The 15,386-nt window shown below is 72.7% G+C and carries 9 protein-coding genes and 1 riboswitch; of the genes, 6 read left to right on the forward strand and 3 right to left on the reverse strand.

All coding sequences use genetic code 11. The features are described 5' to 3' along the window. Positions 1 to 135 precede the first annotated feature (135 nt). Positions 136 to 816, forward strand: coding sequence for a lipoprotein (locus ACIPSA_RS26260; protein WP_402638490.1), 681 nt, complete (start codon positions 136 to 138; stop codon positions 814 to 816). Positions 817 to 895: 79 nt separating this feature from the next. Here the strand turns inward: ACIPSA_RS26260 and ACIPSA_RS26265 are convergent, their stop codons facing one another. Then, on the reverse strand, positions 896 to 2,917 hold the full coding sequence (locus tag ACIPSA_RS26265) for a DUF1996 domain-containing protein (RefSeq protein WP_402638492.1): 2,022 nt from the start codon (positions 2,915 to 2,917) through the stop codon (positions 896 to 898). Between the two features lie 399 nt (positions 2,918 to 3,316). Further along, positions 3,317 to 3,489: riboswitch (cyclic di-AMP (ydaO/yuaA leader) on the forward strand. Between the two features lie 8 nt (positions 3,490 to 3,497). Between ACIPSA_RS26265 and ACIPSA_RS26270 the strand changes: the two genes are divergently transcribed. Beyond that, entirely contained in the window at positions 3,498 to 4,997 is a 1,500-nt protein-coding gene (locus ACIPSA_RS26270) for a C40 family peptidase (RefSeq protein ID WP_402638494.1), read from the forward strand. 32 nt (positions 4,998 to 5,029) lie between these two features. Here ACIPSA_RS26270 and ACIPSA_RS26275 read toward each other — a convergent pair whose 3' ends face one another. Further along, on the reverse strand, positions 5,030 to 6,100 hold the full coding sequence (locus tag ACIPSA_RS26275) for an NAD-dependent epimerase/dehydratase family protein (RefSeq protein ID WP_402638496.1): 1,071 nt from the start codon (positions 6,098 to 6,100) through the stop codon (positions 5,030 to 5,032). A gap of 248 nt (positions 6,101 to 6,348) precedes the next feature. Between ACIPSA_RS26275 and ACIPSA_RS26280 the strand changes: the two genes are divergently transcribed. Continuing rightward, the gene (locus ACIPSA_RS26280) at positions 6,349 to 7,713 is read left to right on the forward strand and encodes an FAD-dependent oxidoreductase (RefSeq protein ID WP_402638498.1); all 1,365 of its coding nucleotides are present in this window, start codon (positions 6,349 to 6,351) and stop codon (positions 7,711 to 7,713) included. Positions 7,714 to 7,776: 63 nt separating this feature from the next. Here the strand turns inward: ACIPSA_RS26280 and ACIPSA_RS26285 are convergent, their stop codons facing one another. Next, positions 7,777 to 12,375: a hypothetical protein gene (locus tag ACIPSA_RS26285; RefSeq protein WP_402638500.1), complete on the reverse strand. Its 4,599-nt coding sequence runs from the start codon at positions 12,373 to 12,375 to the stop codon at positions 7,777 to 7,779. Between the two features lie 91 nt (positions 12,376 to 12,466). On the opposite strand from ACIPSA_RS26285, the gene ACIPSA_RS26290 reads away from it, so the two are divergent. The 3 genes from ACIPSA_RS26290 to ACIPSA_RS26300 all read left to right on the forward strand — a co-directional run bounded on the left by ACIPSA_RS26290 (position 12,467) and on the right by ACIPSA_RS26300 (position 15,358). Continuing rightward, positions 12,467 to 13,432, forward strand: coding sequence for a DUF1152 domain-containing protein (locus ACIPSA_RS26290; RefSeq protein ID WP_402638502.1), 966 nt, complete (start codon positions 12,467 to 12,469; stop codon positions 13,430 to 13,432). Between the two features lie 266 nt (positions 13,433 to 13,698). After that, a complete protein-coding gene (locus ACIPSA_RS26295) occupies positions 13,699 to 14,916 on the forward strand; it encodes a hypothetical protein (protein ID WP_402638504.1) in 1,218 nt (405 codons plus the stop codon). Between the two features lie 154 nt (positions 14,917 to 15,070). Beyond that, the gene (locus ACIPSA_RS26300) at positions 15,071 to 15,358 is read left to right on the forward strand and encodes a DUF1232 domain-containing protein (protein WP_402638507.1); all 288 of its coding nucleotides are present in this window, start codon (positions 15,071 to 15,073) and stop codon (positions 15,356 to 15,358) included. The last annotated feature ends 28 nt before the right edge of the window (positions 15,359 to 15,386 follow it).

The following is a 15,386-nucleotide window of genomic DNA, read 5'->3' on the forward strand; positions in this document are numbered from 1 at the left end:
GGTACCGGCGAGACTATTACCGGCGGTAGCACTCGATAGATTACGGTTCAGTAATATGACTGACCGTCAAGCACACGGCGCTGTCGGCACCCTCGGATACTGTGTCCCGTCTGGATCAAGGAGGGGGAGACGGCGTTGCGGATCACGACGGACACCGTGCGGGGCGGACTGGCCCCGGTGCTGTTGCTTGCGGGGATGCTGGCGGGTTGCGCGGAGTCGCCGGAGGACGACGCGAAGGCGCCGGCGACGGCTCAGGCCACAGGAGCGAAGGGCACGGCCGCCAGGAGCGGCGGCACCATCGGGGCCGCCGGCTCGGCCTGTGAACTGCCGGTCACCTTCGCCCTCGCCAAGCGCTGGAAGGCGAAGGCGGTCCACGCCGGCGCGGCCTCCAGCGCTTCGAGCGGCTCCGACGGCGAACTGGCCGGGGACCTCGCCGACGCCCTGCTCCACCAGGGCCCGGTCACGATGGCGTGCGAGATCGACGCCAAGCCCGCCGGGAACATCGGCTTCCTGCGCGTGTGGACGGGGTCCCCGGGTGACGGCGACGCCCGCTCGGTACTGCGGGCCTTCGTGGCCGCCGAGGGCAACACGAGCAAGGAGAAGTACCGCACGTTCAAGGCGGGCGGAGTCTCCGGCGTCGAAGTGGAGTACCTCTACACGAGCAAGCTCCTGGACGAGGTGAAGAAGGAGAGCGCCTTCGCCGTCGCCACCTCGGACGGCACGGTCGTGCTGCACCTCGGCGGAATGGACACGGAGGAGCACGAGGAGATGCTCCCGGCGTACGAACTCGCGAAGCGCACGCTGCGCGTGGCGTGAGCCGGAACAGCGCGGCCGCCGCCGTCCGGGTGCGTGATGGGACACCCGGACAGCGGCGGCCGGCGCTTCGCGGCGGACGTCACACGGAGCGGCGTCCCATACGGCGGAGTACCACGAAGCCCGCGATCACCAGGAGCGCGCCGATGCCCGCGGGCCACAGGTGCGCGCCCGTCTCCGCGAGTCCACCCTGGACCGCCTGCGGTTCGGTCTGCGCGGCGGCGGCCGTCGGATCGTTCGCTCCCGGGGCCGGCGACTGGGCCGCCTCGCCGATCTCGGCGGGCTGCGTCGACTGGCTGTCGGACGCCTGGGCCGAACCACCCTTGCCCGAACCGGCCTTGCCCGAGCCTCCGTTGCCGGAGTGGCCCTTGTCCGAGGTGACGTGGGTGGGTGACGAGGTGGCGTAGACCCTGGGCTTCTCGGTGGCGGGAGCGTCCGTCGAACCGGCGTCCGTCGGCTCGGCGGCCGGCTTGTCGGTGGTCGGTGTGTCGGTGGTCGGCGTGTCGGTGGTCGGTGTGTCGGCCGGGGGCTCCGAGGGCTGCTCGGTCGCCGTGTTGCCGGGCTCGGGCTCGTCACCGGTGCCGGGCTGGGCGGGGCTGGAGGCCGGCGGCTCGCTGGGCTCCTTGCTGGGCTCCTGACCGGGCGCGGGGGCCGCACCGGCGCCGCAGGTCCGGCCGGAGTTGATGCAGTCGACCATCTTGTTCATGAGGTCTTCGTCGAAGACGTTGATGAAGTCGCCGTGGTCCGTGACCGGCTTGTGCAACTGCTCCGGGAAGGAGTCCACGGCGAACAGCGGAACCGTCCGGCCGCCGTCCTGGAGGCTCGGCGCGTCGACGTCGTAGACAATGCGCTGCACCAGCTGCGGAATGGGCTCGAATCCGTTCGGGCAGTTGCCCTCCTTGTCGGCGAACGCCACATGGGTGCGGTGGTTGGCGCTGTCGATGTTCCGACCGTCCCAGCAGCTCTGGAACTTGAACGTGCGGACGACGTCAGTGCCGGACGGGCACAGCGGGTACTTGTCCTTCAGCTGCCGGTCCTCGAACCCGGTGCAGCTCCACGACGCGTTGGCGTTGCCGGGACCGTTGACGAACGCCTTGGCGTCACCGGTGATGATGCGCAGCAGCCGCGGCATGGCCGTGACCTTGCCGCGGGGGTTGCCCACGAACGTCAGCGTGACCTGCTTGGGCGTGACGATCTGACCGGCGTTGCCCTCGGTTCCGCCGCCGGGGGCACCGGCGTCCCGCTCCTGCTTGCCGTTCTGCAGGCGCAGCACGGGCCAGTAGTACGACGACTTGTCGCCCTGGTCCGCACAGCTCGTGTCGCCGTTCGCCAGGTCGTCGTCGCTGGCGAAGGCGTTGTTGGCCTGGTTGCCGACGTAGTCGTGGAAGTGGTGGGCACCGTTGGAGACGCCGGGGGCGACGATCACGTTGTCGGAGTTGAACACACCGTTGGCGTTGACGCCACAGCTGCTGGAGAAGGAGCCGCGGGAGGCGTCGGACTGCGCGGCCGGGGTCTGCGCGTTGGGCTGGACGGAGGTGATGTCCGCGTAGTCCGCGGCCACGGGGCCGTTGCCGGCCTGGCCGCCGTTGCCCTGCCCGGCACCGGACTGGCCCTGGCCGCCGTTGCCCGGGCTCTGGCTCGCGTCGCCGGGGTTCTGGCTCGCGGCGCCCTGGCTCTGGCCGCCGTCACCCTGGTTCTGGTTGCCGGAGGGCTGCAGCGTGCACGCCGCCATGTCGTCCAGCCCCTGCGGGCGGTCGCCCACGCGGTCGATGGCGTCCGCGATGCGATCGATCGTCTCGGACCGCTTGTCCTTCAGCGGGTTCATGATCGTGTCGTCCGAGGACCCGGAGTCCTGCTGCTGGGCCTGCGCCGACTGCTGCAGTTGCTGGTAGGCCGCCGCGATCTGCTGGTCGAGGAGGGCGAGTTGCCGGTCGACGTCGTCCCTGGCCTCGTCCGGCACCGCGGTCAGCCGGCTCCCGACGTCCGGGCAGTCGATCGTCGCCGCTCCCGAAAGGACCCAACCGTTCTGGGCCGGCTGGTCCGAGCCGCTCTCGGTCGCGGAGGCATAGACGTTCGCCGCTATGAGTCCCCCTCCGCCCAACATCAGTGCGACCGCTGCGAAGGTCGCGCGTCGTGCGCCTGTTGGGCGTCTGCGCGTGTTGCGTCCCACGGAAGTACCCCTGCGTCTCGTCGAATCCGGCTCGGCATGGAAATCCCCCATCCCATACGGATCCGGCGGCACAGGTGTTCAAACGCCTCGCGGATTCATCACAACCTCACAGGAAACGGGGGCACCGTGACGGTGCTTCCGCAGGCCACCGGGCCGACCACGCCCGCGACCGTGCGGCAAATGTCCCGGTGACAACACCTCGGCACCGAACCCACAGGCGAATATCACAAATACGTATCGGACATATCGCGCTTCAACCTTCACACGAGGGACACAAGTTGGCTAGGTTGACGACCAGGCTGCACGGCTTCCCCCGACGAACCCCGTCGAACCGCGTGGCCTCCGCCGAGTCCGGGCTCCTTCGAGGCAGCCGGAGCCGGGGACCCAACCGACATTGGGGTGAATCGGCCCGACTGCCCACCAGGGCACGGGCCGTAGGGCACGCCTTCCGGAAACGACCGCCCGAACCCGACAGCTAACTCGGTAGGCGGAGCACGGAAGGAGTACGTCTCCCATGGCGTCGGAGAGCCGCGACGAGGTTCGGCAGCGGATCAGCACCCTTTACGACCAGGCCGAAAACGCCACGGGTAACTACAACGGGACCCGTGCGATGTCGGCGGGGTCGCGAAACCGGGGTGTCCCGCTCCGCAAGAGGGCGGGCACCGATCCCGACCTCGACAACGTGACCCGTCAGTGGTTCGACGCGGCGCGAGCGAAGCTGGGTCCGACCGTTCCCGCCGCACTGCCGGCCGACCGGATGCCGCCGCAGCGCCCGGCCGGAGGTCGTCCCACGGCTCCGACGGGGGGCGGTTTCCCCGGTGGTGAGCGGGAGTCGGCCGATCGGGCCCTTCCGCCGGAACTGGCCGCCTGGGTGGCGGAGCGTGCGGCCGCGGAACTGACCGGCGGCAGGCCCGTCGCCGAGTTGCCCGGCCGCCCGGTGGCGGAGCTGACCGCCCGGCCCATCGCCGCGCTGCCCGCCGTGCCCGAGCCGCGGCGAGAGCTCGAGGCGGCCGCCGCGGCGCTGCTGCCCGCGCCATCGCCCGCGCCCGGCGCGGCGCCGCGCCGGCCCTCGCCCGCGACCTCCAAGGGGCAGAACCAGCGGAAGCTCACCGCGGCCCGCGACCTCCTGTCCCGGTCCGCCGCTCAGCGCGGCACGCCGGTCGCCGCGATCGAGTCCCGGCCGGCGGAGGAATCCTGGTTCCCCGCGCAGCCCCTCGGCTCGACGGGCTCTTTCGCCACCGGCGCCCTGACCGGACAACCGGGCATGGCAGCGGCCACGACCACCCCCGCCACCGCGAACCCGCTCACCGACACCGGAGCCTTCGCCGCACCCGCCCCCGCGGCAAGCCCCTACACCACCGGCACCTTCACCACCGGTGGTCTGACCGCACAACCGGGCATGGCAGCGGCCATGACCACCCCTGCCACGGCGAACCCGCTCACCGACACCGGAGCTTTCGCCGCACCCGCCCCCGCCGCCACAACAAGCCCCTACACCACCGGCACCTTCACCACCGTCGCCCCCGCCGCACAGGTCGGCATGCCCGCCGCCACGGCAAGCCCGTACGCGACCGGCACCTTCACCACCGGTGGTGTCACGGACACCGGCTCCTTCGCCGCCGTCGGTGTGGGCGGTGCGGCGGAGTCCGCGTACGCAGGCAAGGCCATGAAGGCGCTCGCCTTCGCCCGCGCGCAGATCGGCAAGCCCTGCGTCTGGGGCGCGATGGGGCCGGGCTCCTACGACTGCTCCAGTCTCACCCAGGCCGCCTGGCGGGCCGCCGGGGTCGAGCTGCCGCGTACCGCGGCGGAGCAGGCCGGTGCGGGCACCCCTGTCACCACCGCCGACATCCAGGTCGGTGACCTCATCGTCTTCTTCGACAACGCCAGCCACGTCGGCTTCTCCACCGGCAACGGCATGATGATCCACGCACCGGGCCCGGGGGCCTTCATCCGCGAGGAGTCGATCTACGGCGCCGGGGAGACGGCGATCCACCGGGTGATCCGGCCCGCGTGAGGCCCGTGGCCGGGCACCGACAGGCGCCCGGCTCACCCCCGTCGGCCGCGCCGGCTCTCATAGTGGTCCAGGAGGGTCTCCTCGATCGGGCGGTAGGTGAGGCCCAGTTCGCGCACGCTCCTGCTGTTGTCGACCCGGAAGCGGATGCCCAGGTGCTTGCGGATGTAGTCCTGGGTCAGGCCGAAGGCCGGGCCGAGGACGCGTACCGGCCAGTGCGGGAGCGCGGTACGCGGGAGGCGGAGGTCGCGGGGGTACCGGGTGCGGATGACGCGTGACATCTCGTGGAAGGACGTCATGGTCTCGGCCGCGACGATGTAACGCCCCTTCGCCGCCGGGTTCTCCGCGGCCGCTATGTGCGCGTCGGCCACGTCGCGCACGTCCGCCGTCGTGAAGCTGAAGTCCGGGGCGCCGTAGCAGAAGTAGCCCTTGAACAGCTCGTCGAGCAGGAACAGGCTGCCGGACTCGGAAGCCGGGGTGAGCGAAGGGCCCAGGATCAGGCCGGGGTTGACGGAGACCATGCGCCAGCGGTCCTGGGCGGCTTCGGCCTCCCACGCGGCGCGCTCCGCGACGGTCTTGGCGTAGTGGTAGGGGTTGTTCTCCACCGTGCTGGTGGTGTTGAAGTACCGCTCCGAGAGCACCTGGTCGTCCATGCCGAGGACGTCGGCATAGTCGCCGAAGATCGCGCCGACCGTGGACGTGAAGACCAGTGTGCCGACGGTCGGCGTCCGCTCCACGCTCGCCAGGACGCTGCGCGTGCCGAGCAGGGCCGGGTCCACCATGTCCCTTCGGCCGTCCCGGATCTTCTCGGGCATGAAGAACGGCGACGCGACGTGGAAGACGACGGAACATCCCCGCAGCGCCTCGTCGAAGGATCCCTCGGTCAGCAAGTCCGCCTGAAAGAGGGTGAGTTGGCCGGGGAAAGCCTCCTGCATGTCCCAGAGCGGCCGTACTTTCGCCGGGTTCGCCGTGTCGCGGACGGTGGTGTGCACCCGGTAACCCCGCTCCAACAGACGCCGTACGAGATGGCTGCCCACGAACCCGCTGCCGCCGGTCACCGCGACGGTTGTCGCCCCTGTCGCCCCTGTCGCCCCGCGTCCACCCACGCTGTCGCTCCTCGGTTCCGGCCGGAGGTTCGTCCCGGGGCGGAATGATCCCGGCCCCGGGCAAGCGTCGGGCATGTCCACGACCGGTGTCCACCGGCCGGCACCGACCGAGCACCGGCCGAGCACCGACCCCATAGGCATAAGATCGCCTTATGAGGCCATAGACCGGACCCGCGTACTTACTTAGGACTGCCTTAGCTTAGGCTTCCCGTTCGAGTCGCCTGTTTTCGCTCGAAGGGAACCTGATCATGCCGCGCCCCCTGCGGGTAGCCATCGTCGGAGCCGGCCCCGCCGGGATCTACGCCGCCGACGCCCTGCTCAAGTCCGAGGTGGCCGCCGAGCCCGGCGTGTCCATCGACCTCTTCGAGCGGATGCCCGCCCCCTTCGGCCTGATCCGTTACGGCGTGGCTCCCGACCACCCCCGCATCAAGGGCATCATCACGGCCCTGCACCAGGTGCTCGACAAGCCGCAGATCCGCCTGTTCGGCAACGTGGACTACCCCACGGACATCAACCTCGACGATCTGCGCGCCTTCTACGACGCCGTGATCTTCTCCACCGGCGCGACGGCCGACCGCGACCTGTCCATACCCGGCATCGGCCTCGACGGTTCGTACGGCGCCGCGGACTTCGTCTCCTGGTACGACGGTCACCCGGACGTGCCGCGCACCTGGCCGCTGGAGGCCGAGAAGGTCGCGGTGCTCGGCGTCGGCAACGTCGCGCTGGACGTGGCGCGCATCCTGGCCAAGACCGCGGACGAGCTGCTGCCGACCGAGATCCCGCCGAACGTCTACGACGGCCTCAAAGCCAACAAGGCGCTGGAGATCCACGTCTTCGGCCGCCGTGGCCCGGCGCAGGCGAAGTTCAGCCCGATGGAGCTGCGGGAGCTGGACCACTCCCCCAACATCGAGGTCATCGTCGACCCCGAGGACATCGACTACGACGAGGGCTCGATCGAGACGCGGCGCGGCAACAAGCAGGCCGACATGGTCGCCAAGACCCTGGAGAACTGGGCCATCCGCGACGTCGGCGACCGGCCGCACAAGCTGTTCCTGCACTTCTTCGAGTCGCCGGCCGAGGTCCTCGGCGAGGACGGCAAGGTCGTCGGCCTGCGCACCGAGCGCACCGCCCTCGACGGCACCGGCAACGTCAAGGGCACCGGCGAGTTCAAGAACTGGGACGTCACGGCTGTCTACCGCGCCGTCGGCTACCTGTCCGAGAAGCTGCCGAAGCTGCCGTGGGACCTCGACTCGGGCACGGTCCCGGACGAGGGCGGCCGCGTCATCGAGGAGAGCGGCACCCACCTGCAGTCCACGTATGTCACCGGCTGGATCCGGCGCGGCCCGGTCGGTCTGATCGGCCACACCAAGGGTGACGCCAACGAGACGGTGTCCAACCTCCTGGACGACTACACGAGCGGTCGCCTGCACACCCCCGGCTCGCCCGAGCCGGAGGCCGTGGACGCCTTCCTCGCCGAGCGGAACGTGCGCTTCACCACGTGGGAGGGCTGGCACCGCCTGGACGCCGCCGAGAAGGCGCTGGGCGAACCGCAGGGCCGCGAGCGCGTGAAGCTCGTCGAGCGTGAGGACATGCTCCGGGAGAGCGGGGCGTAAGTCCCACGGACCGGGTGTCCGGTGGGGGCCGGTGGCATCGCGCCGCCGGCCCCCGTTCGTTTGTCACTCGCGTACGGCCAGGGCGAACAGCTCGTGCAGCGGCACGGGTGACAGGAGCCGGGTGAACGGGCCTCGGGCGTCCCTGCCCGCCACCCACGCCTGGTGGGCGGCCAGCTTCCGGCCTTCGAGCGGCAGATGCGGCGCGGCCAGGGGCTGCCATTCACCGGGCGCGAACACCGTGCGCCCGGCTCTGGCGCGCCGCCCGGTCTCCACGGCGCCCGCCGCCACCAGCTCCGCCTCGGCGGCCTTGTGGCGGGAGGCCGTCCAGCCGTTCCAGCGACGGACGTTGCGGTCCGTGGGCCGGGCGAGCGCGAGGAGTTGCAGATGGAGCGTGGCGGCGTCGGTACCGACGCCGAGAGTGCGGACCGTCTCGGCCACCAGATCCGGGGCGCTGAGCGCGGGGTTGGACTCGTAGCCGCCCGCGGGCACCGGCGTCTCGACGGCGCGGGCCGCCGTCCGGGCCAGTCCGGTGAGCAGTGCCCGGGTCCGGTCGAAGCTCCACCTCAGCCGGGACAGGTCGAGCCGGTCGCAGAGGGCGAGCGCACGCTCCACCCGCTCCGGTGCGGCCAGTGCGGCCGGGCGCAGGAAGACGTCGCCCGCGGGGACCGCGACGACGAACAGGCCGTCGTCGACGGCCGTGGAGACGTCGGTGACACCGTCGAAGAGCGGCTGCGGGCACGGCAGCACGTCGCCTCCGTACGGCCGGAAGTGCGGGTCCTCGGCGGTGGCCCGGGCCAGGGGACGGTGCCCGCCCAGGTAGAGGAGGGTCCCCGGGTCGTCGAGCCGTGCCCGCAGCCGCTCGTACAGCTTGAGGGCGCCCGTGGCTGCCGGGTCGCCGACGGGCCTCTCGGTCAGCGCCCAGGCTATGACGGTCACTGCCTCGTGGTAGGCGGGCCGCGTGGGGGACACCCAGGCCCCGGCCGTGCCGTCCGGGCCAGCACGGTGCAGGGAGAGGCCACCCGTGCGGTCGCCGACCAGCACGAATCCCGTCTCCCCCGCGGGCTCCCGGCCGGCCGACAGGGCTTGTGCCCAGTCGGTGGGCAGGCCCAGCTCCGTCTCCAGAGCCTCGGCCAGTTCCTCGTCGACGTACGGTGTCGTGCCGAGCAGCCCGGCCCAGACGGCGGCCATGCGTTCCGCGGCCCTGTTCATGCCGTCCGGCGTCCACAGGTCGGCCGGGTCCTCCGGTATGCCCGCGGCGAGGACCGCGCGCCGCCCGGCCGCCCCGAGCCGGTACCAGAAGCTGTCGTACTCCGCTGCCGTGGTCCTGTTCGCCTTGTAGGGCGCTGAGCGCAGCATCTTCTGGTGGTCGTCATGACGCTCCCGGCGCGGGAGGCCGCCCAGGACGAGCGTGGCGATCGGGCGCCGTACTCCGGTGCGCCAGGAGAAGACGGAGACGGCCTCGGGCGTCGGCAGGAGCGGGCCGTGGCGGTCCGTGAGCTCCAGGAGGCGGGGCAGACGGGCGGCGTCGTCGCCGGTGACGGTCTCGCACTCCGCCGCCTCGGCGGGTGCCGGGCCGGCCGCCCGCTGGACGAAGCGGGCGAGGCCTCCGCGCTCGGGGCCGCTCGCCACGGTCCGCCCTTCGGCGCGGCAGGCGGCCAGTTCCGGCACGGGAGCGCGTCCGGTGCGCCAGGTGGTACCGGAGTCGGCGAACGGCTGTGCGCTCCAAGTGGTCAACAAGGCGGACAGCGCGGCGCGTTCGTCGTCCGGCGTGGTCGCGACCGCGGTCCGCCAGGCCACGGCGTCGATCCGGCCCAGAAGCACCTGCCACTCGGCCGGCCGCGAGGGCGGTGCCAGTCGCCGGGTCTCGTCGTCGATCTCGCCCCGCAGATGGCGGCCGTCGGCGGCGATCGCGGTCAGCGTGCCGGGATGCCGTTCGGGGCCGTAGGCCTCGTACGGGCGGAGGTCGGGCAGCAGGCCGGAGAGTGCGGGCGCGAGGACGGTGTCGGGCACGTCGGCGGGAAGGTCGACGACCGGTCCGGCGCGCATGATGGCCACCCGCCGGGACAGGTCCTCGCGTCGCCGCAGTACGCCGGCGGCCAGCCGCACGGCCCGCACCACCCCGTCCAGCACCTGCTGGTCGGTGACTTCGGGCAGGACCCGCGCCGCGTGCGCCCGTACGTCCTCGCCGCGCGGGGCGGCGACGGCCGCGCCCAGGAGCGTGCGCACGGTGTCGGAGCCCACCACGCGCAGGGCCCTGGAGGATGCCTCGTCGCGTGGGGCGAGGAAGTGCCAGAACGCGGGCGGCGGCACCGGGCCGCGGTTCTCGCCGAGGGTGGCGGGGCGGTCCCGGTCGCGCTGCGGGCCGGGGACGAAACCGTGGACCTGCCAGAGCAGCGAGTTGTCCTCGGCGGCGTGGCAGCGGATGGTCTCCTGTCCGACCAGCACCGCCTCCTCTCCGCCCTCAGGCAGCCGGATGACGGCCCAGGGATGCCGTCCCGGCCGTCGGCTGCGGTACCGGGCGGTGCGGCCGTCCACGGACTCCAGCAGGAAGTCGGTCGGCGAGGGGCCCGCATAGGGCGTGCGGTTGAGGACGCGGCATCCGACGAGCCGCCCGGCCCGGCCCAGAAGGGAGTCGGGGGCGCCCTCGGGAAGGGCGGCGAGGGTCTGTCCGTCCTCGAACTCCTCCATGCCGGGCGGGATGTCGCGGTCACGGTGGAAGTCCGGGAGGGTGCGGTCGTCGCCCATGGCTCCCGTCACGGGGTCGTGGCGCGTCCAGTTGCCCCGGGAGTGGAAGACCTCGGCGCTCCAGAGGTGGCGGCCGTCGCTCATCTGGAGTTCGTGGTGGCCGATGCCTTCCCTGCCGCCGGGACGCAGGAGCCGCGTCCCGTCATGGCGTCCGCCGCGGTCCGGGCTCTCGAACTGGAAGCCGAACGCGCCCTGGATGAGGCCGCCGTACGGCCGCAGGCCGATCCTGTCCTCGGGTTCGAACACGTCGTTGGGGCGGTCGCTCCAGAAGGCCAGGTCCCCGAACGACTGACGGTCGCTGGCCGTCCAGCTGACCAGGAACTGTCCGCCGGCGAAGTGGACGGCGTGCGAGGCCGCGTCGTCCGGTACCCGGAAGGTGCACGAGGCGCGGGTGCCCTCGTGGTCGACGGCGACGGCGCGGTGGGTGCCGTAGACGGTGAGGACCGGCCAGGTGCAGGTGACGCGGAGGGTGTCGGCCGCGTCGAACCCCGCCAGGGCCTCCTCCAGGGCGGGCCAGCCCAGTTCCTCCGGGAGCCCGGACCGCAGCGCGCGGGTGAGCGGGCCGGTCAGGTCCAGGGCGGCCAGTGCCTCGTCGATGCCGTCCAGGGCGGTGGCCGTGGGCCGGTCGAGGAGGGCGGCCAGTTCGTTCACGGCCTCGTCGGCCGCGGCGAGGCCGCCGCCGCGCAGTGCGGTGAGCAGGGTTTCGATGCGGGCGTGCACCTCGGCGGCGATGCCGGCGTTCTCCGGCAGCCGGGTGATCGCCGTGCCCGCGCCGCGCAGACCGGCGTGCACGGTGCCTTCGAGGCGCCGGCCTAACACCGGGTCGGCCGCCAGGGCCTTCAGATCGCGGCAGGCCCGGTCGTCCCAGAACTCCAGCCGCACGGAGTCGCCCGGGTCCTCGACGGCGATGCCCTCGGCGAGGCAGGCGTCCAGGAGGTCGGCGTCGAGGCCCGGGTAGCGGTACTGGTCCTCGTGCAGCCGCGCCGGGATGCCCGCTGCCCGGATGCGCGGGGCGAACCGGGTCACGATCTCGAAGAGTTCGGGCGGCATGGGCTGGCGCACCACACCGCCGTACGGCACCTTGCGGTGGGAGTACGCGCGCGTGTACCTGCCGAGCCAGGCGGCGAGCCCGCCCTCCGGAGTGAGGTGACCGGCCTCGGCCGCGTCGACGGCGCCGCAGCGCAGCAGGAGCCGGAGCCAGGCCGCGGCGTCGTTCCTGGTGTCGGGGAACAGGTCCAGCAGCGCGCTGAGCACGTCGGGGTCCCGCGGGTGCGCGGCCAGTGGTGCGGTGGCCGCCTCCAGCAGGGCGTCGGGCACCGCCTTGCCACGGGCGGCGCCCAGCAGGTGCCCCAGGACCCGGGCGTCCTCGTCCGTGTCCAGACCGGCGGCGCGCGCGGACGCCCGCACGCGGCGAGCCAGGTCGGCGGGGAGTTCGCCCGGAGAGGCCGCCCAGGCGGTGAGGACCCGTACGAACTCCTCGTGTGCGTCGGCGGGGGCCAGCCGTCCCGCCAGCCAGCGCTGATGCTCGCTCAGCTCCTTGACGGGCAGGGCTCCGGCGGCCGCGAACAGCATCACATTGGCCCGGCGCCAGTCGCTGTCGACGGGCAGCGCGCGGTCGCGCTCCGCCTTGCGGGCCAGGGTGTACGCCTTCGCGGCCGTGCGGCCCGGGTAGCCGCACAGCCGGTGGGCCACCGTGTCCCAGAACCACGGCAGATGGGCCGGGGGCAGCTCACGGGACCGCCGCTCCAGCCGGTCCAGACAGCGCCCCATCTTCGGATACGCGGACAGCACGGCCGAACGCACCTCGTCGAGCAGCGCGAGCGCGGCTCTCTCCGCGGCCGGGTCGTAGGTCTTGACCCAGTCGGCGTACGTCGTGGACCTGTGGGGCTCCGCGGGCAGAAGGGCGTGAGTGGGCATGCGACCGATCTTGGCACGCACCACTGACAGCCCGTTCCGGCCTGTGGAAAACTCCAACGGGCCTGTCCCGCGGCTCTGTTAACGTCCTGCGGTGTTCTCCCTCAGTGACCCCCCCTTCTTCACCCGCCTGCGCGATGCGCGGCGGGTGCTTGTCGCCGGCGCGGGCGGCGGCTTCGACATCTACGCCGGGCTTCCGCTGGCCCTCGCCCTGCAGGCAGCGGGGAAGGAGGTGCATCTGGCGAATCTGTCCTTCGCCGACCTGTACGGCCTGGACCTGGGCGTGTGGGTGGAGGCGGACGTCGCGGCCGTCCGTCCGGACACCACGCCCCGCGGCGACTACTTCCCCGAGCGGGTGCTCGCCCAGTGGCTGGCGGCGCAGGACCTGCCCTCCACCGTGTACGCGTTTCCCCGCACGGGTGTGGGCCCGCTGCGCGCCGCCTACCGGGCGCTCCTCGCCCACCTGGGCGGCGTCGACGCGGTCGTGCTGGTGGACGGCGGGACCGACATCCTGATGCGCGGCGACGAGCACGGTCTGGGCACGCCGGAGGAGGACATGGCGAGTCTGGCCGCCGTGGGCGGGCTCGACGAGGTCCCGCACCGCCTGGTGGCGTGCCTCGGCTTCGGGGTGGACGCGTATCACGGCGTCAACCACTCGCTGGTCCTGGAGAACCTTGCCGCCCTGGACCGGGACGGCTCCTACCTGGGCGCGTTCTCGCTGCCCAGGGCCAGTCGTGAGGGTGCCCTCTATCTCGACGCGGTGGCCCACGCCCAGCGGTGCACCGCGAGCCACCCCAGCATCGTCAACGGGTCCGTCGCCGCCGCCGTGCGCGGCGACTTCGGCGACGTCCGGTTCACGGAGCGGACCAGGAACAGCGAGCTGTTCGTCAACCCGTTGATGGCCCTGTACTTCTGCGTGGACCTGCCCGGACTGGCCCGCCGCAACCTCTACCTCGACCGCCTGGAGGAGACGGCCCTGATGCGGCAGATCAGTTCGGCCATCGAGGAGTTCCGCGACGAACTGCCCACCCAGCGCCAGCCCCGGGCCTTCCCGCACTGAACCCCCCGGGGCGGCGACGGCCACCCCCGCGAGCGAACAGGGCCCTCCCCTGAGCGGATGGCGGGCGGGCCCCGTTCGCCGGCTCTATTGTCGTGGTCCGGACAGAGCGCCGGGACGAGTGAACGGCGGCCACGTGCGGTGCGGCGCGCGCACCCCGTGTGCGCCGCACGTCTCCCGTGCGCGCCGTGGGCAACCCCGGCGGACGTGCCACGATCGCCGACAGTGATACTGGAGGGCGCACGCCGTCCCCATCCGCAGATTGGCCCATGTCGAACTCCGCCAGCGACCGCCCCATGATCCCCAGCACAGTGTGGCCCGCCCGCGGCCGCCACGTCGGCCCGGCGGCCGAGGAGGTGCTCCGGCGGAACCTGCGCCGGCTCAAGGAGAGCGAGGTCATCGACGACTTCGCCGAACCGCCGGTGACCGAGGACGCTCCCGAGCGGGTCTTCGAGGCGCGCTGGCGGGTGTCCGGCGACGTGACGGTGCGGGCCCGCCTGACGCTCGTCACCCCGCAGGACCGTGCGGAAGGGCAGGAATGGGTGCTCCTGGCCGAGGCCGAGTCCCCCTGGGACGAACGGTGGCCCTCCCCCGCCACGATGTTCTGGCCCGACGAGCCCCGCCAGCCCAGCGAGCCCGACCGGCCTGACCTGCCCGACCGGCCTGACGACGCGGACACCGCCTGGGACCACCATCACGCCGTGACGGGACTGCGCCTGCGGGAGGTCAACCCGCTCCCGTCCGAGGACAAGGACATGCGGCGCGTCATCAGGAGCGCCGCACGCGAGGCCTGGTCCGTCAACGTCGTCGTGCACGAAGCCATGACCCCGGACGAACGCGGCCGGCAGCCGCTGGCGCGCCTGCTGCCGCCGGGCCTGCGACACCGCGTGGTGGAGCTCCGTGCCGCGCCGCAGCAGCTGCGCGCCGTCAACTGGGCGCTGCGTGACCTCGGCGTGTGGGTGCCGCGCGGCGGAGCCGTGATCGTGCCGCCGGATCCGGCCCCGCCCGGCTACGACGGCCCGGAGTACTCCGTGCGCAGCGTCTTCCTGGACGGTTCCGAGCCCACCGAACTCATCGACGTGCTGCGGCGCTTCGCGGCCCTGCCGAAGCCGATGCCGCAGGGCCTCGACGAGGCGCTGCCCGGGCTGCGCGAGAAGTGGACCCTGCTGACCCTCGAGGAGGAGCTGGCCCGCGAACGCAAGCTGGTGGCCATGTACGCCGAGGCCCTCGAGGCGATGACCAAGTCCCGGGACCTGTACCGGGAAGCCGCCGAGAAGGCCCATGAGGCGCTCGCCGCCTACCGCGACACGCCGGCCCCGCCCGCCGGGCGCACCGGCGCGCCGGCGGCCTCCGCGTTCCAGCAGCTGACGCGGGCCTTCGGACGGCTGAAGGGCACCGCCAAGGCGGAGCGCCCGACGACGGCCGCCGCGGACACCTCGCGGGACGGGGACCACGCCGGCGAGGCCGACGAGGCCGAGGCGTCGTAGCCCTCCGGGAGGCGATACCGCGGCCGGGTCCGCGAATCCGGGAAGACGGAGGGGATCCGGGAAGACGGAGTGGATCCGGGAAGACGAGGGGAATCCGGGAAGACGAAGAGAAGGACGCGGGCCCGGCCCGGCGCCCCGGAGGTCAGGAGGCCTCATGGATTCCACCACGACCGTGCTCCTGGTCGCCGCCTTGGTCGCGGCGGCCCTCCTCGCCGCGGCCGTCGGTCTGCTGGTGCGGCTGGTCCGCACCCGGCGGACGCTGCGGCGGGCCGGGCTGCCGACGGGGCCGCGCTGGGTCTTCTGGGGTGCCGTCGTCTATCTGGTGCTGCCCACCGACCTGCTGCCCGACCCGGTGTACCTGGACGACGTCGGCGTCCTGCTGCTCGCCCTGCGCTCCCTGCGCGCGGCGCGGACGCTGCCGACGGACGGCACCGAGTCCTGAAACGGCTCCCCGCGGAGTCCGGGCGTGT

This window comes from Streptomyces sp. NPDC086549 (assembly GCF_044746205.1).
Classification (GTDB): Bacteria; Actinomycetota; Actinomycetes; order Streptomycetales; family Streptomycetaceae; genus Streptomyces.

Excerpts from the sequence above, each read along its gene's own strand:
- ACIPSA_RS26265 (WP_402638492.1), bottom strand. The coding sequence starts at position 2,917 with ATGTTGGGCGGAGGGGGACTCATAGCGGCGAACGTCTATGCCTCCGCG.
- ACIPSA_RS26270 (WP_402638494.1), top strand. The coding sequence starts at position 3,498 with ATGGCGTCGGAGAGCCGCGACGAGGTTCGGCAGCGGATCAGCACCCTT.
- ACIPSA_RS26280 (WP_402638498.1), top strand. The coding sequence starts at position 6,349 with ATGCCGCGCCCCCTGCGGGTAGCCATCGTCGGAGCCGGCCCCGCCGGG.
- ACIPSA_RS26285 (WP_402638500.1), bottom strand. The coding sequence starts at position 12,375 with ATGCCCACTCACGCCCTTCTGCCCGCGGAGCCCCACAGGTCCACGACG.
- ACIPSA_RS26295 (WP_402638504.1), top strand. The coding sequence starts at position 13,699 with ATGTCGAACTCCGCCAGCGACCGCCCCATGATCCCCAGCACAGTGTGG.
- ACIPSA_RS26300 (WP_402638507.1), top strand. The coding sequence starts at position 15,071 with ATGGATTCCACCACGACCGTGCTCCTGGTCGCCGCCTTGGTCGCGGCG.